Source organism: Amycolatopsis palatopharyngis (genome assembly GCF_003385185.1).
Lineage (GTDB): Bacteria > Actinomycetota > Actinomycetes > Mycobacteriales > Pseudonocardiaceae > Amycolatopsis > Amycolatopsis palatopharyngis.
Genome location: NZ_PQHZ01000044.1, coordinates 1 through 18,901, shown reverse-complemented (window position 1 = coordinate 18,901; position 18,901 = coordinate 1). Strand labels below are relative to the sequence as shown.

Sequence of the window (18,901 nt, the reverse complement as noted above, 5' to 3'; positions counted from 1 at the left end):
ACCGGCGTCGGCTCCGCGGTCGCCGGCCGGCCACCGAGGTGACCGGCCGGCGCGGAGATCAGCGGCGAACGGTTACTTCACCGACTCGAGCATCGGCACGACCTCGTCAATGGCGTACGGGATGCTCAGCACGGTGTTGAAGGACAGCGCCGCACCGATGTCGGGGTTCTCGTACGGCAGGAACAGGTCGTGGTTCTTCTTGACGACCTCGAGCTGCGCGTAGAGCGGGTCGCTCTGCAGCATCTGCTCCGATTCCGGACCCGCCACCAGCCACAACAGCCGGTCGGCGTTCATCAGGTCGAGGCGCTCGAAGCTGAAGTCCGCCACGTTCTGATCCCCGACGGCCTCCTTGAACGGCGCGGGGACGGTGAAGCCCATCTCCTTGAGGAAGACCATCTTCGGGTCGTTCGGGGAGAACGCGGAGTACTTGCCCGGCTCGTACGGCTCGCCGACCACCGCGCTCAGCTCGGCCCACTCCGGGTGCTTCTCGCGCACCTGCGCGAACCGCTGGTCGATACCGCTGATCAGTTCCTCGGCCTGCTCGGGCTTGCCGAGCGCCTTCCCGATCGCGCGCGTCATGTCCTGCCACGGCGCCTGGTAGTCCTCGAACCCCTTGGGCTGGGCGACGACGGGGAACTGCTGGGAGAGCGTGTCGTACTGCTCCTTGGTCATACCCGAGTACTGCGCGATGATCAGGTCCGGGTTCAGCGCGGCGATCTTCTCCATGTTGTATTCATCGCGCTCACCGACGATCTCCGGCGGCTGATCGCCCCAGAGTTCCTTGGCCCACGGCCACTTCCCGTACGGCTCCTCCTTGAACCAGTCGACGGCGCCGACCGGCTTGACCCCCAGTGCGAGCACGGCGTCCTGATCGGACAGTCCAAGAGTAACGACCCGCTTCGGCTCGGCAGGAATCTCCGTGCTGCCGTACTTGTGCTCCACGGTGATGGGGAACGTGGCGCCGCCGGAGGACGCGTTCTCGTCGGCGGGCTCTTCGCCGGACGCGCCGCAGGCGGCGAGTACGGCCGCGAGCACGAACGCCAGCAACATCGCCGACAGTCGCCGCAACGACCGGAAGTGGGGATTCGGGGACATGGATCAACCTTTCGGGGGAACTCACGCGACATGGACAACAATCTCGGATCGCACGCCCCGCCTGCCCTCGCCGCGCGGAGGGAGCGGGGAGCTTTCTAGGTCGCGGCGCTGCCGCTGACCGCGTAGTGCGCCTGGGGGCCGCGACTCTCCGGTACCCCCGGCATCGCGTTTCGCTTTCCGGCCAGAATGGACTGGAGGATCTCTCCTGAGCGGACCGCGTTGTTGGACAGCAGGGAGGACGTGATGCCGTGCGTGTGCTCCGTCCCGCCGCCTTGCAGGTAGATGCCCGTCCGCACGGCGGGATCGGTCCGTACGCGATAGTCGCGTTCCACGTCCAGCCTCCCGTGCTCGTCGCGCAGGCAGCTTTCGGACAGCTCGCCCAGCAGTGGCAGGGAGTCGTCCGGGCGGTATCCGGTGGAGTACACGACGACATCGGATTCGAGTTCCGTCCGCTCACCGGTGGTGAGGGACTCGACGGTGATCCGCACTCCCGCTTCCGACTCGGCCAGCTCGACCGGCCGGGACACGTTGAACAGCCGCAGACGCTCCTGGCCGAGCACTCGCTCCCGGTACATGCGGCGGTACAGGTCGTCGATCAGTTCGAGGTCCACGACGGAGTAGTTCGTGTTGCCGTGGTAGTCCATGATCCGCTGCTTCGTCTCCTCGGGCGCACCGTAGAACTCGTCCACCGCGTCCGGATCGAAGATCCGGTTGGCGAACGCGCTGTCGTCCGACGGGCTGTATCCGAACCGGGAGAACACCGAGCACACCTCGGCCCGCGGGAACCTTCCGTGCAGGAAGGCGGTCACCTCGGCGGCACTCTGCCCGGCCCCGACCACCACGAACCGGGAGGCCGTCTCCTGGTCGATGCCTTCCACCCGGTGCATGAGTTCCCGGTTGTGCCACACCCGCTCCGACGTGTTGACGCCATCGGGCAGGTTCGACCGAAGCCCGGTGGCGACCACCAGGTTGCGGGCGCGGAACACCTCCGTCCCGCCGTTCGCGGTCCTGGTCTCCACGTCGACGTACTGGACCTCGTCGTCCTCAGCAGAGCGGACCGGACGAACCGCGACGACCTCCTGGTCGTAGGAGACGAGGTCGTCCACCTGCTCGGCGGACCACTCGAAGTAGTCGTGGAACTCGATCCGCAGTGGGAACAGGTTCTTGTGGTTGACGAAGTCGACCAACCTGCCCTTGCTGTGCAAATAGGACAGGAAGCTGAACCGGCTGGTCGGATCGCGCAGGGTGACGAGGTCCTTCAGGAATGACACCTGCATCGTGGCGTCCTCGATCAGCATTCCCCTGTGCCAGCCGAAACGGGGCTGACGCTCGAGGAAGTGCGCGGTGACCGTGTCTCTGCTTCCGGCCCCCACTGCGGCGTTGTGCTCGGTCAGCGCGATCGCCAACGCGAGGTTCGAGGGTCCGAACCCCACCCCGACGAGGTCGTATACCGGTGTCTCGTGGTCGAGAAATACCTGTGCCATACCTGTCCCATCGCGCGGCAGCGCCGCTTGTCCGGTCTCGTTGCCCGTCTCGGCAGGAGCGCGCGAGTTCCAGTGCCGCGCGGCCCCAAGCCGTTCAGACCGAGGAAACCCTAACCTAACTTAGTGCGACCTCAGTTAGTACTTTCGATGGTGATGTTCGTCCCCGTGTCAGGCATTGCTTACGAAGGCAAGGCTTGCTTAACTAACCCGGTTTGCCGTTGCCGTCGGTTCGCCGTTGCCGAGTGAGATGAGGAGGGCCCATGCGGGTTGTCATGTTCGGGTACCAGACGTGGGGGCATCGGACCCTGCGCGCACTGCTGGACTCGGAGCACGAGGTGGTGCTGGTCGTCACGCACCCCAGGTCCGACCACGCCTACGAGCGCATCTGGTCCGATTCGGTCGCGGATCTCGCGACCGAGCACGGCGTCGAGGTTCTCCTGCGCAACCGGCCCGACGACGAGGAACTGATGACCCGGCTCAAGGAGGCCGATCCTGACCTGATCGTCGCGAACAACTGGCGCACCTGGATTCCGCCGGAGATCTTCACCCTCCCCCGGCACGGCACGCTGAACGTGCACGACTCGCTGCTGCCTGCCTATGCCGGATTCTCACCGCTGATCTGGGCACTGATCAACGGCGAGCCCGAGGTGGGCGTGACCGCGCACAAGATGGACGCCGAACTCGACGCTGGTGACATCGTGCTCCAGCGCGCGGTCGCGGTCGGCCCGCGCGACACCACGACGGACCTGTTCCACAAGACGGTCGAACTGATCGAACCCGTGGTCACCGAGTCCCTCGGGCTCATCGCCGCAGGACAGACCGAGTGGACCCCGCAGGACCGCTCGAAGGCGAGCTTCTTCCACAAGCGGGCGATCGAGGACAGCCGGATCGACTGGACCTGGTCCGCCGCCGATATCGACCGGCTGGTCCGCGCCCAGTCCGACCCCTACCCCAACGCGTTCACGTACCACCGTGGGCAACGCCTGCGAATCGTGCGCGCGTCGGTCTCCGAGGGCCACTACGGCGGCACGCCGGGCCGGATCTTCATCAAGGAAGGCGACGCCGTGGTCATCGTCGCGGGCGCGGACGCGAGGTTCGGCCGCAACCACGGACTCGCCGTGGAACGGGTTCGAACGGAGGACGGCACCGAGTACGCCGCGGCCGACTACTTCACCACGATGGGCGGCTACCTCACCACCGACCTCCGCACCTGAGGCGGAGCACGCCGGTCAGAGCTCGTGGAGCACGGTGAACGTCCGGCCGCCGTCGACGGATCGGTGGATACCTTCCTCGGTCGCGACGTACACATCGGACTCACCGTGACTGGTGATCGCCTGTGGCGCACCGGGAACGCGGCCGCGCTGACTCCATGTCGTACCGCCGTCGTCGCTGACCTGGACGCGCCCGTCCGGGCCCACACCCAGGAGCCGGTCGGCGCTGGGCCAGTCGAGGACCACGAAGGCCGGAGCATTCGGGACGGGCCCGAAGGCGCGCCCGCCATCGCCGCTGCGCACCAGGCCCTCCCGGGTGGTGGCGAGGAGGGTGTCCGCCTTCACAGGTGACACCGCGATGTCGGCGAGCCCAAGGCGGGCCCGCCGGTCCCAGGTTTTCCTGTCGGTACTGACCATGATCTGACCCGACACGCTGTCGTACCCGTAGACGCGGTCGTGCTCGGCCTCCATGGCGTGGAAGTCCGCCTCGCCGGACAGCGAGACCGGCGTCCAGGTCAGGCCCGCATCCCTGCTCTCGATCAGCCCGAGGTGCGAGGGCTGGTCCGCGTCGTCTGGCCCTGGGTGCCCGCTACCGAGAAAGTGGTCGGGCCCGACGACGGTGAATCCCATGAAGTCCTGCGTACGACCCGCCACCTGCTCGGGAGCGGCGTCGCCGGTCACCCGGAAAAGCCCGTGGTGGCTTGCCACGTACAGCGTCGAGTCGGCCGGATTCACGCCAAGCCCGTGAACGTGCGCGAGTGAAACGGACCCGTGCTCGTCGCTGTGCTCACCCTGGGAACCGCTTTCGGCACTTCCGCAGGCGCTGACGAACACCATCACGATCGCGAGTGCGGGCGCCATACCGCGACGCCGAAATGTCGTACCTCGCGCTGAGCCTGTGACCATCCTGCCGCTCCTCCGTCGAATCCTGTCGGACGACCATCATCTCCTAAGCTACTTAGAAGATAACCGGCGCCGTCGTTTACCCGACGGTGCCGGCTGGATCTTCCTGTCCGCTCCAGTCAGCCGCCGCAGTCGCCGGGATCGGCGTCGAGCAGCCTGCCCGCCATATGCGTGTACATCCGGGCCGGGCTCGGCCGAGTCACCGGATGCAGGAACCCGGGCAGCATCGGCAGGTCCACGGCGAACGGCGCGAGTCTGCGATAGAGCTCCGTCGCCCCGGCCGGACGTTTCGCCGGGTCCTTCTCCAGCAACTCGCGCAGCACGCAGCCGAGTTCGGCGGGCAGCCCGGGAACCTCCGGGGCCGGCTCGTGCACCTGCTTCTCGAACACCGAGAACGCCGTCGGCCCGGTGAACAGCTGCTCGCCGGTCAGCAGTTCGTACAGCACGCAACCCAGCGAGTACAGATCACCCTCGGGGCCGGAGACGCCGCGCTGGATCTGCTCGGGCGCCATGTACGCGGGTGTACCGAGGATCTGTCCCGCCCTGGTGAACCGGGCGACGTCGGATTCGCGCAGGATCGCGAGGCCGAAGTCGAGGACCTTCACGCCACCATCCGGGCAGAGCATCAGATTGGTCGGCTTGAGGTCACGGTGGCAGATTCCCAGTTCGTGCGCCGCGGCGAGCACGGCGCACGCCTGCGCGGCGATGGCGGCCGACCAGGCCACCGGCACCGGACCGTGCTCACCGACAAGATCGTCGATCGTGACGCCGTCGATGAACTGCATGACCTGAAACGGCCTGCCCTCGAACGTGCCGAAGTCGTAAAGCACGGGCGCACCCGGATGCTCGAGGCGCGCCAGAATGCGCGCCTCCCGGACGAAACGCCGCTCCAGATCCCCGTCCGGTCCTCCGGGTAGCGCGAGGAACTTCACCGCGACCGTGCGGTCGAGATGCCGGTCATGGCCCCGATGCACGGTACCCATCCCGCCCCTGCCGAGGGGAAGTTCGTCGAGTTCGTAGCGCTGCGCGATCAACAATGTTCTCGCCTCACTCGCCGGCGGGGCCGCACCACGCGCACAACCGTACCCCCGCCACCCACGTCGCCGGCCGCGCGCAATCCGAGCCGCACGTCATCGTGGGCCTAGGTGGCCGGCGACCAGGCCTTCGCAACCGAGCCGGAGCAGCTTCTGACCCGCCTCCGCCGCCTCCCGGCTCGCGTCGGCGAGTACCTGCAACTCGCTCATCGCCGCGCCGTACCTGCGCTGCTCGGTCAGTGGCAGGCTCGGCAGGCGGATCCGCCGCGGATCGACCCGGCTCGACATACCGGGCCCCCTGGCCGTGGCGGTTCGCAGAACCCCGGCGAGGAATTCGGGGTCGAGCCGCTGCGGGTCGACGCGGTACCGCGTGAGCGAGGGCCCGAGCACGGAGCCCTCCGAGGTCACCGAGGCCACCCGGACCGCTCCGGAGGGCGAGGCCACCACATCACCGGCGCGCACCTCCACGACATCGCTCTCGCTCCCCTCGCCCGGGCCGGTTCGCCCGCTCGGCGCGCGTCCCACGGCCAGATCCCGCGCGGTCAGCACCGGACGCTCCCCGCTGCCGACGGGCACCCCGGCCGGGGCGTGCCGGATCCGCACCAGACCGGCCGCGACAAGATCCGCGACCGTCGTCGAGGCCGGTGCCGCCGAGCCCTCCAGTGGTTCCAGTCCGGGCGCGAACAACCGCACTCGCCTCAGCCGGTCGGTCGCCGTGGTGAACTCCCGCACCAGCTCACCATCGCGCCGCCTGCTCATCGCACGGGCCGGACTCAGATCGACATCCTCGTCCAGCAGATCGATGATCCGTACCGCACCCGGCGCCTCGGGTTCACTCCGGAACCGGGACCAGGCGTGTTCCACCGCCCGAAGATCCCCCTCGTACTCACCGAGCAGGATCCGCGACGGCGGGGGCGCCGAGGGCTCGGGTCTGCGCAGCAGCCACAGATCGGGGCCGCCCGGCCCGAGGCCGAACACGGCGAGCAGCGCCCCCGCTCGAAGCAGATTGCCCCGGATGCGCCTGCCGGGACGCCTGCTCGCCGCGGCAGGCGGCATCAGGATCGCCACCGTCCCGCCCGGGCGCACCTTCATGAGACAGTGCTGGACCCACGCCAGCTCGGGCTCGCCCCGGGGCGGCATTCCGTACTCCCACCGCGGGTCACCGGTCAGCTCGTCGAACCCCCAGGACCGCTCGTTGAACGGCGGATCGCACAAAACGGCATCGGCATGTCCGCCGTCGAAGGCGTCCGTGCGCAGGGAGTCACCGGCAACGACCCGTGCCGGGACCCCGCGGAGTTCGAGGCGACTCGCGGCGATCCGCGCGGCGGGCCCGCTGAGTTCCTGCCCCAGCGCGGTGACCCTGCCCGCGGCCAGCAGCAGAGTACCGACACCGCACGCTGGGTCGAGTACGGTCGTGCCTTCCGTGCACACCAGGCTCGCCATCAGCCCGGCCACCTCGTCCCTGGTGAGGTCGAGCCCACGGGAGTGCGCCCTGAAGTAACGCGCGCACAGTTCCTCGAAGGCCATGGCGGGACCACGTTCGGCCACCAGTTCTCCCAGCGCACCCGTAGCACCGGGTACATCACCGCGCAGCCGCTCACCGGCGTCGGCGACGAGCTCACCGAGGCGCAGATCGTCACCCGCGGCCCGGATCTCCTGCCAGGCCCGGTCCGCGGCGGAGAGCTGGAACGGCTTGCCGTTGCGCCGCAGCCAGGTCTGCACCTCGGCGAGGGAGAACAGCGGGCTCGACGCGGTACCACCGACGGGACGCGGGAAGTCCTCGTGCCTGCGCCGCCAGTTGCTCACGGCCGCACGACCGACGTCCACCAGCCGGGCGATCTCGCCCGCGTTCACTGTCCCGTCCTGGCCCATGACGCCGGAGCCTAGTTCACAGCGCTCATACTTTCCACAACAATTCTGCTTGTGAACAGAATCAACCACTGATTTACTGCCAGCATGACATCTCCTCGCGTTGATCGGCTCGACTACGCCGCCGCCTCGGATCCCGGACGGCGGCGGACCCGCAACGAGGACTCGGCGTTCGCCGGTCCCCGGCTGCTCGCCGTGGCCGACGGAATAGGTGGTCAGCCGCACGGAGAGGTGGCGAGTGCGGTAGCGATCAGCGAACTCTCCGGCCGGGCGGTTCCGGCGGTTCCGGAGGACATCACGGCCGACGCGGGCGCCCGGCTGCTCGCCGAGACGGTCACCGGTATCGGGAGCGCGCTCACCGAGCTGGCCCGGATTCACGAGGACCTCACCGGCATGGGTTGCACCATGACCGCGCTGCTCTGGCACGGCACGGGATTCGCGCTCGTCCACGTCGGGGACTCGCGCGCCTACCTGCTGCGGGGCAGCGAACTCCGGCGGCTCACCAGGGACCACACCCTCGTCGAACAACTCGTCGCCGATGGCCAGATGTCCGCGGAAGAAGCCGCGCACCATCCCCGGCGATCCATGCTCATGCGTGCACTGGTGGCGGGCGACGGCGCCGAACCGGATGTGTCCCTGCACGACTGCCTGCCGGGCGACCGGATCCTGCTGTGTACCGATGGCGTGACGTGTGTGCTCACCGACGACACGATCCGGGACACACTCGCCGAAGGTGCCGCTCCGGAGGCCACCCTGCGGCGGCTGATCCAGCAGGCGAACGAGCTCGGCGGGCCCGACAACATCACCGCCGTGGTGGCCGACGTGCGGGAGACGGCCGGTACCGGCCCGGCGGAAACAGGCCCGACGCTGCTGGCCGGCGCCGTCACCGAGGTGTCCCTTCCCGGGCGGTGACTGGCCGTGGGCACTGGCGCGGCCGCGCTCGACCGCACGACGATCTACGATCGCTTGCGCGGACCCCCGAGGAACAGGAGCCGTACCCATGCCCGAGAACCGTACCTACGATCTCGTGCTGTTCGGTGCCACCGGATTCACCGGCGGGCTGACGGCCGAGTACCTGGCTCGCAGGATTTCGGCCGAAGCGACGTGGGCCCTCGCGGGGCGCAACCGGGCCAAGCTCGAACAGCTGCGGACCCGACTCGCCACGATCAACCCCGCGTGCGCGGACCTGCCCCTGCTGCACGCCGACATCGGCGAGCCCGGCTCACTGCGCGACGTGGCGTCGGCCAGCCGAGTCGTCATCACCACCGTCGGGCCCTATTCCGACTATGGGGAGCCGCTGGTGGCCGCCTGCGCGGCGGCCGGTACCGACTACGTCGACCTCACCGGCGAGCCGGAGTTCGTCGACCGAATGTACCTGCGCCACGACGAGGCAGCGCGGCGCAGCGGAGCGCGGATCGTGCACGCCTGCGGATTCGATTCGATCCCCTACGACCTCGGTACGCTTTTCACTGTGCGGCGACTGCCGCAGGGCGTCCCGATCACGGTGAGCAGCCAGGTACGGGTCAACGCGGAATTCTCCGGTGGCACCTACTCCTCGGCGCTCACCGCGTTCTCCCGGCCGCTGGCGATGCTGCGGACCGCACGGGAACGCGCGCGCGTCGAACCCCGTATCGACCAGCGCCGGGTACGGACACCGCTGGGCAGGCTCCACCGCGACACCACGACGGGCCGGTGGCTGGTGCCGATGTCCTCATTGGACCCACGGATCGTGGCTCGCTCGGCGAGAGCGTTGCCACGCTATGGGCCCGATTTCACCTATCACCAGTACGCGTCGGTCAAGCGGCTGCCCACGGTCGCCGTCGCCGGAGTCGGCCTCGCCGGGCTCGCGTTGCTCGCGCAGATCCCGCCGGCGCGGGACGCGCTCGCGAAAATCAGGAAACCCGGCGCGGGCCCGAGCCCCGAACGCAGGGCGAAGTCCTGGTTCTCCGTCCGCTTCACCGGCGAGGCAGGTGGCACCACAGTGGTCACCGAGTTCGCCGGGGGCGATCCGGGATACGACGAGACAGCACGCATGCTGGCCGAGTCCGCGCTGTGCCTTGCCTTCGACGAACTGCCCGAGACCGCCGGCCAGGTGACCACCGCCGTGGCGATGGGCGAAGCGTTGCTCCGCAGGCTGACCGAGGCCGGCGTCAGTATCCGCGTGCTCGACGGGCCGAGCGACGAGCGCTGACCCCGGGCTGTGGTCACCGGAGCACGGTGACCACAGCCTTCAGGGTCGATCCGCCCGCTCAGCCCACCGGCTGCACGTCGGGAATGCCGTTCTCCGGCGGTGGTGCGTGTTCCTTGGTGTGCTCGGTGATCTCGGCGTCACCGTTGTCGGTCACCAGCACCGGTGTGAGTTCCTCGGTACTCACACCGGCGATCCGCACGACCTTCACTCCGGAGATTCCCGCATGCGACTCCTCGGAGTACCGGAACGGGGCGAGACCCGGTCCCTGGAACTCGCTGCCCGCCTGCTCCAGCGCGTCGACGATCCCTTCCCTTGTCGGGTTGGGGCCCGCCGCCTGCAGTGCCTGCACGAACGTGTAGGCCTCGGACATCCCGTAGATGCGGTAGTTCGTCAGCTCACCATCGCCACCGTGGGCGTCCCAGACCTTCTGCCAGAGCTGGGTCCACGGGTCGTCCGCCGTGTCCACTCCGGGCAGGTACTCGGTGGTGATCGCCCCGTCGAGCATCGCGGAGCCGGTCACCTTGCCCTCGGAGAACTTGCTCAGCAGCGAGCCGACCAGCGCCGGGTCCGAGCCCACGTTGCTGTAGATCCACTGTGGATCGTAGTTCAACCGCAGCGAGGTGAGCTGGCTCAGCGCGGTGTATGAGGGCACGTTGAAACCGATGACCAGATCCGCTCCGGCCGCCTGCAGAGCCGCGATCTGCGGTGCGATGTCGGTGTTTCCCGGTGCGTAACGCTCGGCTGCGACGATCTGGTCGTCGATGTAGCGCCGCACCCCCTTCTCGCCGTCGTCGCCGAAGTCGTCATCCTGCAGGAAGAGCCCCACCTTGGCGTCGGGGAGGTTCTCCTTGATGTACTGACCGACGATCTTGCCCTCGATCTCGTAGTCCGGCTGCCAGCCGAAGGTCTGGGGATTCTCCTGCGGCTGGTCCCACAGCAGGGAACCGGAGGAGACGAAGAGGTCGGGCACTCCGGAGCTGTTCAGGAAATCGAGCACCGCGCTGTGCGTGGGAGTGCCGAGGCCGCCGACCATCGCGAAGATCTCGTCCTGCAGCACGAGTTCGTTGGCCACCTGCGTGGTGTTGGTGGGGTTGTAGGCGTCGTCCTTGAAGACGTAGTCGATTTTCCGGCCGTCCACACCACCGTTCGCGTTGACGTAGTCGAAGTACGCCTTCGCCCCGGTGGGGATCTCGCTGTATCCCGGCGCCGCCACCCCGGTCAGCGGGAAGTGGGCGCCGACCTTGACCGACTCGGCGGTGATACCGACGTCGGAGGCCTCTCCGCCGCTCGCGGAGCCCTCATCGGGGCGGCCACCCGCGCCGCAGGACGCGAGGACGACCGCCGCTGTGGTGATCAGGCCCGCCACCCACCGGCCACGACGTCGCACGACTCTGCTCATCTGCTACCTCCTGATTCAACGTCCCCGACGGGTTCTGTGGTTGTGGATCCACCACGGCGCGACCGGCTCGGCAGGCCCGATCGCAGTCGCCGCAACAGTCCGATCGCGCCGCCAGGTGCCAGCACCATGACCGCCACCAGCACGACGCCGTAGACCAGCGGGGCCAGCTGTGCCGCTTGCACGTCCGAGAGGCCAGCGCTGGTGCCGATACCGGTCACCGCGGGGGGCAGGAAGACCAGCAGCGCACTACCGAGCACCGCACCGGTGAGGCTGCCGAGCCCGCCCACGACGACCGCGGTGAGCAGAGCGAGCGAGAGCACGAGGGTGAAGCCACTCGGCGCCGCGAGCCTGACCACCATGCCGAGCACCGAACCGGCGAGGCCCGCGCAGGCGGCACTGACCACGAACGCGAGCACCCTGGACCTGCCCAGCTGGATCCCGGCGAGCTCAGCGGCGATCTCGTCGTCGCGCACCGCACGCCACAACCGCCCGTACCGGCTGGCGATCAGGTTGGCCAGCAACAGCAGGACGACGAGCAGGGTGATCCAGCCGATGTAGGCCAGGTACTTCGCCGGGCCCGCCTCGTTGGCCGACAGGAAGTAGACGGCGTCGGCGAACCAGTCCGGGGCCCGGGGGGTGTCGACCCGCAGTCCCTGTTCACCACCGAACGTACCGTCGAAGTAGATCGCGAGCCCCGGTACGCCGACCGCCAGTGCCAGCGTGGCACCCGCGAGGTACGGACCATGCAGGCGCGAGGCCGCCGCGCCGACGACGATGCCCACGAGTGCGGTGACCAAGGTGGCGATCAGCATGGCCACCGGGAACGGAATGGCTCCGGTGGCCAGCAACAGTCCCGTGGTGTAGGCGCCCACCGCCATCAGCGCACCGTGGCCGAGGGAGATCTGCCCGTTGAGTCCGGTGAGGACGGTGAGGCCGGCCGCGGCGATCGCGTAGTACGACATCGTGGCGAACTGCGAGTTCCGGAAGGGGCTGGTCGTCTCCAGGACAACGATCACGAGGAGCAGACCGACGAGCACCAGTAGCAGGTGTCGCCCGAGCACTGAGGACGGAAGGCGGCGGCGTACGCCGGCGACGAAGTGACCCATCACACCTGCCTCGCTGCCGTGCTGCTGAACAGTCCCCGTGGTCGCACCAGCAGCACCGCCACCAGAATCGCCAGTGCTGCCAGCGCCACCAGCTCGCTGCCGAGATAACCACTCACATAGGACAGCGCCAGTCCCATGATCAGCCCGCCCACCACGGCTCCGACCGGACTGTCGAGTCCACCGAGCACCGCCGCGACGAAGCCGTAGACGATCACCGCGTCCATATAGGCCGGGAACACCAGGTTTCCTCCCGCGATCAGCAATCCGGCCAGCGAGCCCACCACGGCGGCCAGTGCCCAGCCGAGAGTGAGCATGCGGCCGACCTTGACACCGAGCAGCCGGGCGACCTCCTGGTTGAACGCGGAGGCCCGCATCCGCAGTCCGACGTCGGTGAACCGGAACAGGGCGACGAGCGCGGCCATCACGGCGACCACCGAGGCGATGACGAAAATGCTGTAGGGCGTGAAGGCGATGTTGACCGAGCCCACGGTGAAACCGCGCAGATCGAACGGAGCGGGGAAGGACTTGAACGAGGCGCCGAAGAGGATCGCCGCCAGTGCCTGGAACGCCACGAAAAGTCCGAGGGTGACGATCACGGCATTGAGTTCGGGGCCGCCCTCGACCGGCCGCATGATCACCCGCTCCACGGCCGCGCCGAGCAGCAGCCCGCCCAGCAGCGCCACCGCGAACCCGACCCAGTAGGACATTCCGTTCTCGACCAGGGTGAGCGCCAGGTAGGTGGTGAACATCGCCATGGATCCCTGGGCGAAGTTGATGATTCTCGTCGAGCGCCAGATCAGCACGAGAGCCAGCGCGAAGGCCGCGTAGATCGCGCCCTGGCTGATCCCGCTGAGGGTGACGTTCAGGAACTGTTGCATCGTCTGCCGTGTCCTCCTTGAGGCGAGCGCCTAGAAACCGAGATAGGCGTGGCGCAGTTCGTCGTCGGCGGCGAGCGTCGAAGCCTCGTCGGCCGCGACCACCTCGCCGAGATTGAGCACGAACCCGTCGTCGGCGATGGACAGTGCGCTGCGGGCGTTCTGCTCGACCAGCAACACGGTCACGCCGTCGCGGTCGACCAGTTCACGCAGCAGACCGAAGATCTGCGCGACGATCCGCGGTGCCAGCCCGAGCGAGGGCTCGTCCAGCAGCAGCACCTCGGGAGCGGACAACAGTGCACGGCCGATCACCAGCATCTGCCGTTCGCCACCGGACAGTGAGTTCGCCGCACGTCGCCGCCGCTGCTCGAGTGCGGGGAACATCTCGTAGACCGAGTCGAGGCTGTGCGCGCCTGTCCCCCGCGCGGTGCCGAGCAGCTCGCCGAGGCGGAGGTTGTCCTCCACGGTGAGTTCGGTGATCACTCCGCGTCCCTCGGGCACATGGGCGACGCCCGCCATGGCGATGGCCTCCGCGGACAGGCCGGTGAGGTCACGGCCACCGAGGAACACACCGCCACTCGTGCCCCGGACCAGTCCGGACACCGTCCGGAGCAAAGTGGTCTTGCCTGCGCCATTGGCTCCGAGCACGGCCGTGATGCGACCCCGTCGTGCCCTGATGTCCACATGGTTCAGCGCGACCACCGGACCGTAGGCGGCGCTGAGGTCACGGATCTCGAGTTCACCGCGCTCGGAACCATGTGTCCGGGGGTGGCCCGGCGTCTCTGTCACGTGTTCAGTCATCGTGGTCTCCCCGCTGGGCCTGCTCGCCCAGGTAGGCGTCGATGACGGCCGGTTCGTTGCGGACCTCGTCGGGCGCGCCGTGCGCGACGACCTTGCCGAAGTCCAGCACTGTGATCCGGTCGCAGATCGACATGACCAGGTCCATGTGGTGGTCGACGAGGATCACCGCCATCCGCTCGGTCAGTGCACGGACGAACTCGCCGAGCTCGACGATCTCGTCGTGGCCGAGCCCGCTTGCCGGTTCGTCGAGCAGCAGCAGGTCCGGGGCCGCGGCGAGCGCCCTGGCCAGTGCCACCTTTTTCTGCACGGGATAGGGCAGGCTCGAGGGCAGCCTGGACGCGTAGGACGCCACCCCGACCTCCTGCAGCGCGACGAGCGCCGACTCGCGCAGGCGGCGCTCGTCGCCTGCCGAACGGGGCAGCGCGAACAGCGCCGAGGCGAAACCCGACCGGTGGAACCGATCCGCGCCGACCATCACGTTCTCCAGCACGGTGAGCCCGGCGAACAGGCCGACGCCCTGCAGCGTCCGCGCGATTCCCATACCGCTGAGCTGGTGCGGCCGTATCTGGGTCAACTTCCGTCCGCCGCGGTGCAGTGTCCCCGAGTTCGGCGCGACGAAGCCGCAGCAGACGTTGAACAACGTCGTCTTTCCCGCGCCGTTGGGACCGATGACCCCGTGCACCTCGTGTGGCGACGCGGCAAGTGAGACATCGTCGAGTGCGATCAGTCCGCCGAACCGGACGTTGATCCCGCGTGCTTCGAAAAGTGGCGGAGATTCCCGCACCGTGGTCGAGGTCTGCGTGTCGGATCGATCCGGCAACGTCACAGCCGCGCCTCCCGCCGTTGGTCGGTCACTGTTCCTGGTGCCGGGAGCCGATGTGTCCTGCAACACCCCGGCCCGGCAGGTCCATAAGACTGATGCGCGGCGCCCAATCTGGACCATAGGCGGGGAGCCCAAAGATCAGGGCGATTTCTGGGCTCGGCGCCCGGGTCAGTGGACGCATGAGCAGGTGCCGTGCGATTGTCGGCCGATGCGAGCACCGGCACCTGGACAACCGGCTTCCGAGTCGACGAAGCCGCCGAAGGGCGCACTGCACATTTTGAGCCGGGTGCTGTTGGGCGAACTCGACAGTCTCGCGGACCGCCTCACACTGGTCGTCCTGCAGCGAGAACCGTCCTATGCCCAACTCGGGGTCGCCGCGCCCGAGGAGCTGCGCGCGAGCCTGCGGGACAATCTGGAGCGGGGCATCCAGTCGCTCGGCGAGGCGGTTCCAGAGGGGGACGACCCGCAGGACACCTCCCGCGAGACCGGCCGGATCCGGGTGCGGCAGGGCATCCCGCTGGAGGCCGTGCTGCGCGCCTACCGCCTCGGTGGACGAGTGATCTGGGAGGCACTGCTCGCAACCTCCCGCGAACGTTTCGGCGGCAAGTACGACCACGATCTGCTGGAGGCGGCGAGCTATGTCTGGCGGGTCATCGATTCCAGTTCGTCGGCTCTGGTGGACGCCTACCGGCTGGAGGAGGCAAGGCTGAGCAGTCAGGAGCTCAGCCGTAAACACGCCTTCCTGAACGCACTGCTGGAAGGACGCGGCGGGGACGCCGCACTCGCCACGGAGGCCGCGGCCGCGCTGGGCCTGCCACCGACAGGGCCGCTGATCTGCGTCGTCGCTCCGGTCGACAGCCCCCGCGATGATCCGCTGCGTTCCCCGCAGGACGCGCTCGGCGCGCACGGGATCGTCTCGTCCTGGCACGTCCGTCCCGCCGACATCGTCGGACTCGTCTCGCTGGACGAGCGCAGCCCGGCAGAGGTGCTGGAGGCACTCGGCCCCGCGGTGGCCGGTCGCGTCGGCGCCTCACCGGTGATCTCCGACTTCGGCGAGATCGGCGTGGCGTACGGGATGGCGCAGACAGCGGCACGAACCCTCGCCGAGCCAGGGGTCGCCGCGCTCGACGAACGGCTGCCGGAAGCGCTGCTCGTCGGCAGTCCCCACCTGGTGCCCCGGCTGGAGCGGGTGGCGTTCGGCGAACTGCTCGACCTCCCCGAAGCGGAGCGCAGGACCATGTTGGAGACTCTGGGCGCGGTGATCGACAGCGGCGGCTCACCCACGCATGCCGCGCAACGGCTCTACTGCCATCGCAACACCGTGATCTACCGGCTGCAGCGGATCGAGGCGGTGACCGGTCGCAAGATCGCCGAACCCCGCGACCGGCTGCTGCTCACCCTCGGCCTGATGGCCTACCGCCAGCGCTGAGTCGCGCCACCACCACAGGAGTTCCCCAATGCGGCATTGGGGAACTTGAACGTCCCGAATGCCACATTGGGGAACTCCAACGTCCCCAATGCCACATTGGGGACGTCCTCCCCGCTCGTCACCGGAGACGTGGGACGCTGCTGGCATGGGACTGTTCACGGTGGAGGAGGCACGCGCGGAACTCGCGGCGTTGCGGCCGGTGCTGGACGAGATCGTCAACCTGCGCGCCGACGCGGCCGAACTCGCGTTCGCCCAGACCCCCGGCGGCGCCCCGAGCGCACTCGGTGGGCTCGCGGAGCTGAAGGCCGCGCAGGCTCGCCTCGACGAACTGATGGCACTCGTGCAGGAGACCGGCGCCGAGCTCAAGGGGTTCGCGCCGCTGCTCGTCGACTTCCCCGCCGACCTCGACGGGGTGCCGGTGCTGTTGTGCTGGCTCGAGGGTGACCAGGGGCTGAACTGGTATCACCGCGCCGACCTGGGTTTCGCCGGACGGCGTCCGCTGCCCTGAATGTCCGGTCCGTGCGGTTGACGACCCAAGTCCCCGGGTACCCGTGCGGCCGTGACGACAACGAGAGCAAGAGCGGCCGGAGTCGCCGCCGCCTGTGCCCTGCTCGTCGCGGGCGGCTGCAGCGGTGAGGACTCCCAGCCCCAGGACCAGCCCCAGAACCAGAACCAGCCCGGTGCCCCGGCACCATCACCCACGAACTCGGCACAGCTCGCGGACATCACCGAACGGCTCGCGCCCAGTGTCGTGACGGTCAATACGGAGAAAGGTGTCGGCAGCGGAGTCGTGCTACGACAGGATGTCGTGGTGACCAACGCCCACGTCGTCGGTGACCGCGAGCAGGTACAGCTCACCTTCGCCGATGGCACAGCCTCCTCCGGCGAGGTTGTCGGCACCGACGCGGTCACCGACCTGGCCGTGATCCGAACCGAGCGCAAGGACCTGCCCGTCCCCGAGTACCGGACGCAGCTCCCGAGGCCCGGGGAGACCGCCCTCGCGATCGGCAGTCCACTCGGCTTCGAGAACTCCGTCACGGCGGGCATCATCTCCGGTCTGCACCGGGAGATCCCCGGCTCCGCCGCCAGGACGCAGTCTCTGGTGGATCTGATCCAGACCGACGCCTCCATCTCCCCCGGCAACTCCGGCGGGGCCCTCATCGACGCACAGGGCCGGGTCGTCGGAGTCAACGAGGCCTATATCCCGCCACAGCAGGGCGCGGTTTCCCTCGGTTTCGCGATCCCCGCCGCCACCGTCGTCGACACGACGGAGGAGCTACTCGAGGACGGCACCGCCACACACCCGTACCTCGGTGTCTCGCTCCGCCCGCTCACACCGGCGATTCGTGAGCAGCTCGGCGTCGAGGCCGAAGGCGGTGCGCTCGTCACGGGAGTGGACCAGGAGGGACCGGCGAGCGGTGCCGGCATGCGTGCGGGGGATGTCATCACCTCGGTCGCGGGTAAGGACGTCTCGGCCGTCGAGGACGTCCTCGCCGCACTGCGCGATGTCGAGCCCGGCCAGAAGGTCGACCTCACGGTGTCCCGCGACGGCGAGCCACAGCGGTTGACCGTGGCCGTCGCCGAACGCGAAGGCTGACCACTGGTTTCGCCAGCGGCGGCCGCTGGTTACACGCTCGCCAGCGGCTCCGTGACGGGTTCGCGCAACCCGAGCCTGCTCACCAGCTCCCGGGTCGCCTTGGCCCGGTTGAACGTGTAGAAGTGCAGCTCCGGAACTCCCTCGTCGAGCAGTCGCTGACACAGCTCCGTGACGATATCCAGGCCCGCCGCCCGAAACGCCCGCGGATCGTCGGACAGCGGTTCGAGCCGATCCACCAGCCATCGCGGTGGTGTGGCGCCGGACAACTCGATCGTCTTGCGCAGGGTGCGGACCGTCGTCAGCGGCATCACTCCCGGGATCAGCAGGCTGTCACACCCCGCAGCCGTGATCCGGTCGCGCAACCGGAGAAAGTCGTCGGCCTCGAAGAAGAGCTGTGCGATGGCGAAGTCGGCGCCCGCCCGCAGCTTTCGCACCAGATGCGCGGTGTCCAGGTCGAGGTCGTCCGAACGCGGGTGTCCGTACGGAAAGGCGGCGACACCGACGCAGAAGTCCCCCAGTTCGCGGACGAGGCGGACCAGTTCCTCCGCGTAGTTCAGTCCCTGCGGATGCGGCGACCACGGGCCCATCGGGTCGCCGGGCGGATCCCCTCGCAGGGCCAGGATGTTGTGCACCCCGACCGCCGCGAAGTGTCCGATCACGGTTCGCAGTTCGCTGACCGAGTGGCCGACGGCCGTCAGGTGCGCCATCGGTACCAGTGTCGTGTCACTGGCCACCCGCGCGATATTGCGGATGGTGCCCTCCCGACTGGAGCCCCCCGCGCCGTAGGTGATCGACATGTAGGCCGGGTCCAGCGGCTCAAGCTCCCGGATGGAGCGCCACAGCACCTGCTCGTCGGCCGCGTCCCGCGGCGGGAAGAACTCCACCGAGAACGTCGGTCGATGCTCCTGGGTCAACCTGTCGGCGACCTTGCGCACAGTCAGCTCCCTGTTCTCGTGCCCCCGTCCCATATCTCGCACTTTCCCGGGAAAGTGCGAGCACCGCGCGGACGCGAGTACCGCGCTTTCCCGGGAAAGCGGCAGGGATCAGTAGCGGTAGTGATCGGACTTGTACGGCCCCTCGACAT

At 68.6% G+C, this 18,901-nt stretch carries 17 protein-coding genes; 6 read left to right on the top strand and 11 right to left on the bottom strand.

Annotation, left to right across the window (positions count from 1 at the left end; all coding sequences use genetic code 11):
- Window positions 1–72: 72 nt before the first annotated feature.
- Both D0C15_RS26200 and D0C15_RS26195 read right to left on the bottom strand, forming a co-directional pair.
- Entirely contained in the window at window positions 73–1,095 is a 1,023-nt protein-coding gene (locus D0C15_RS26200; RefSeq protein WP_211323328.1) for an iron-siderophore ABC transporter substrate-binding protein, read from the bottom strand.
- Window positions 1,096–1,190: 95 nt separating this feature from the next.
- Window positions 1,191–2,579, bottom strand: a complete 1,389-nt coding sequence (locus D0C15_RS26195) for a lysine N(6)-hydroxylase/L-ornithine N(5)-oxygenase family protein (RefSeq protein WP_116050589.1) — start codon at window positions 2,577–2,579, stop codon at window positions 1,191–1,193.
- Window positions 2,580–2,839: 260 nt separating this feature from the next.
- Between D0C15_RS26195 and D0C15_RS26190 the strand changes: the two genes are divergently transcribed.
- A complete protein-coding gene (locus D0C15_RS26190) occupies window positions 2,840–3,793 on the top strand; it encodes a methionyl-tRNA formyltransferase (RefSeq protein WP_116050587.1) in 954 nt (317 codons plus the stop codon).
- A gap of 15 nt (window positions 3,794–3,808) precedes the next feature.
- Here the strand turns inward: D0C15_RS26190 and D0C15_RS26185 are convergent, their stop codons facing one another.
- The 3 genes from D0C15_RS26185 to D0C15_RS26175 all read right to left on the bottom strand — a co-directional run bounded on the left by D0C15_RS26185 (window position 3,809) and on the right by D0C15_RS26175 (window position 7,599).
- Window positions 3,809–4,696, bottom strand: coding sequence for a F510_1955 family glycosylhydrolase (locus D0C15_RS26185; RefSeq protein WP_245976253.1), 888 nt, complete (start codon window positions 4,694–4,696; stop codon window positions 3,809–3,811).
- Between the two features lie 116 nt (window positions 4,697–4,812).
- Entirely contained in the window at window positions 4,813–5,730 is a 918-nt protein-coding gene (locus D0C15_RS26180) for a serine/threonine-protein kinase (RefSeq protein ID WP_116050583.1), read from the bottom strand.
- A 93-nt stretch (window positions 5,731–5,823) separates the two neighbouring features.
- Window positions 5,824–7,599, bottom strand: coding sequence for an N-6 DNA methylase (locus D0C15_RS26175; protein WP_116050581.1), 1,776 nt, complete (start codon window positions 7,597–7,599; stop codon window positions 5,824–5,826).
- A gap of 84 nt (window positions 7,600–7,683) precedes the next feature.
- Here D0C15_RS26175 and D0C15_RS26170 point away from each other — a divergent pair, with 84 nt between their 5' ends.
- Together D0C15_RS26170 and D0C15_RS26165 are read left to right on the top strand one after the other, a co-directional pair.
- Complete coding sequence (locus tag D0C15_RS26170) at window positions 7,684–8,508, top strand: PP2C family protein-serine/threonine phosphatase (RefSeq protein ID WP_116050579.1); 825 nt, start codon at window positions 7,684–7,686, stop codon at window positions 8,506–8,508.
- A gap of 88 nt (window positions 8,509–8,596) precedes the next feature.
- Complete coding sequence (locus D0C15_RS26165) at window positions 8,597–9,787, top strand: saccharopine dehydrogenase family protein (protein ID WP_116050577.1); 1,191 nt, start codon at window positions 8,597–8,599, stop codon at window positions 9,785–9,787.
- A gap of 58 nt (window positions 9,788–9,845) precedes the next feature.
- Here the strand turns inward: D0C15_RS26165 and D0C15_RS26160 are convergent, their stop codons facing one another.
- The 5 genes from D0C15_RS26160 to D0C15_RS26140 are packed head-to-tail and all read right to left on the bottom strand — an operon-like array spanning window position 9,846 to window position 14,794.
- Entirely contained in the window at window positions 9,846–11,186 is a 1,341-nt protein-coding gene (locus D0C15_RS26160) for an ABC transporter substrate-binding protein (protein WP_116050575.1), read from the bottom strand.
- Window positions 11,183–12,292, bottom strand: a complete 1,110-nt coding sequence (locus D0C15_RS26155) for a branched-chain amino acid ABC transporter permease (protein WP_116050573.1) — start codon at window positions 12,290–12,292, stop codon at window positions 11,183–11,185. The genes D0C15_RS26160 and D0C15_RS26155 overlap by 4 nt, the downstream gene beginning before the upstream one ends.
- Complete coding sequence (locus tag D0C15_RS26150) at window positions 12,292–13,170, bottom strand: branched-chain amino acid ABC transporter permease (RefSeq protein ID WP_116050571.1); 879 nt, start codon at window positions 13,168–13,170, stop codon at window positions 12,292–12,294. The genes D0C15_RS26155 and D0C15_RS26150 overlap by 1 nt, the downstream gene beginning before the upstream one ends.
- A gap of 30 nt (window positions 13,171–13,200) precedes the next feature.
- Window positions 13,201–13,968 (bottom strand): ABC transporter ATP-binding protein, encoded by a 768-nt coding sequence (locus tag D0C15_RS26145; RefSeq protein ID WP_116050569.1) that lies wholly within the window; start codon window positions 13,966–13,968, stop codon window positions 13,201–13,203.
- Complete coding sequence (locus D0C15_RS26140) at window positions 13,961–14,794, bottom strand: ABC transporter ATP-binding protein (protein ID WP_425455430.1); 834 nt, start codon at window positions 14,792–14,794, stop codon at window positions 13,961–13,963. Before D0C15_RS26140 ends, D0C15_RS26145 begins: the two co-directional genes overlap by 8 nt.
- A gap of 205 nt (window positions 14,795–14,999) precedes the next feature.
- Between D0C15_RS26140 and D0C15_RS26135 the strand changes: the two genes are divergently transcribed.
- From D0C15_RS26135 to D0C15_RS26125, 3 genes are all read left to right on the top strand, one after another.
- The gene (locus tag D0C15_RS26135) at window positions 15,000–16,220 is read left to right on the top strand and encodes a PucR family transcriptional regulator (RefSeq protein ID WP_116050565.1); all 1,221 of its coding nucleotides are present in this window, start codon (window positions 15,000–15,002) and stop codon (window positions 16,218–16,220) included.
- A gap of 145 nt (window positions 16,221–16,365) precedes the next feature.
- Window positions 16,366–16,728 carry a DUF2203 domain-containing protein gene (locus tag D0C15_RS26130; RefSeq protein ID WP_116050563.1) on the top strand — a complete coding sequence of 121 codons (363 nt, stop codon included), beginning with the start codon at window positions 16,366–16,368 and terminating at the stop codon, window positions 16,726–16,728.
- A gap of 51 nt (window positions 16,729–16,779) precedes the next feature.
- Complete coding sequence (locus D0C15_RS26125) at window positions 16,780–17,817, top strand: S1C family serine protease (protein WP_245976251.1); 1,038 nt, start codon at window positions 16,780–16,782, stop codon at window positions 17,815–17,817.
- 29 nt (window positions 17,818–17,846) lie between these two features.
- Here D0C15_RS26125 and D0C15_RS26120 read toward each other — a convergent pair whose 3' ends face one another.
- Complete coding sequence (locus D0C15_RS26120) at window positions 17,847–18,785, bottom strand: methylenetetrahydrofolate reductase (protein WP_116050561.1); 939 nt, start codon at window positions 18,783–18,785, stop codon at window positions 17,847–17,849.
- Between the last annotated feature and the right edge of the window lie 116 nt (window positions 18,786–18,901).

Excerpts from the sequence above, each read along its gene's own strand:
- D0C15_RS26200 (WP_211323328.1), bottom strand. The coding sequence starts at position 1,095 with ATGTCCCCGAATCCCCACTTCCGGTCGTTGCGGCGACTGTCGGCGATG.
- D0C15_RS26195 (WP_116050589.1), bottom strand. The coding sequence starts at position 2,579 with ATGGCACAGGTATTTCTCGACCACGAGACACCGGTATACGACCTCGTC.
- D0C15_RS26190 (WP_116050587.1), top strand. The coding sequence starts at position 2,840 with ATGCGGGTTGTCATGTTCGGGTACCAGACGTGGGGGCATCGGACCCTG.
- D0C15_RS26185 (WP_245976253.1), bottom strand. The coding sequence starts at position 4,696 with ATGGTCACAGGCTCAGCGCGAGGTACGACATTTCGGCGTCGCGGTATG.
- D0C15_RS26175 (WP_116050581.1), bottom strand. The coding sequence starts at position 7,599 with ATGGGCCAGGACGGGACAGTGAACGCGGGCGAGATCGCCCGGCTGGTG.
- D0C15_RS26170 (WP_116050579.1), top strand. The coding sequence starts at position 7,684 with ATGACATCTCCTCGCGTTGATCGGCTCGACTACGCCGCCGCCTCGGAT.
- D0C15_RS26165 (WP_116050577.1), top strand. The coding sequence starts at position 8,597 with ATGCCCGAGAACCGTACCTACGATCTCGTGCTGTTCGGTGCCACCGGA.
- D0C15_RS26160 (WP_116050575.1), bottom strand. The coding sequence starts at position 11,186 with ATGAGCAGAGTCGTGCGACGTCGTGGCCGGTGGGTGGCGGGCCTGATC.
- D0C15_RS26155 (WP_116050573.1), bottom strand. The coding sequence starts at position 12,292 with ATGGGTCACTTCGTCGCCGGCGTACGCCGCCGCCTTCCGTCCTCAGTG.
- D0C15_RS26150 (WP_116050571.1), bottom strand. The coding sequence starts at position 13,170 with ATGCAACAGTTCCTGAACGTCACCCTCAGCGGGATCAGCCAGGGCGCG.
- D0C15_RS26145 (WP_116050569.1), bottom strand. The coding sequence starts at position 13,968 with ATGACTGAACACGTGACAGAGACGCCGGGCCACCCCCGGACACATGGT.
- D0C15_RS26135 (WP_116050565.1), top strand. The coding sequence starts at position 15,000 with ATGCGAGCACCGGCACCTGGACAACCGGCTTCCGAGTCGACGAAGCCG.
- D0C15_RS26130 (WP_116050563.1), top strand. The coding sequence starts at position 16,366 with ATGGGACTGTTCACGGTGGAGGAGGCACGCGCGGAACTCGCGGCGTTG.
- D0C15_RS26120 (WP_116050561.1), bottom strand. The coding sequence starts at position 18,785 with ATGGGACGGGGGCACGAGAACAGGGAGCTGACTGTGCGCAAGGTCGCC.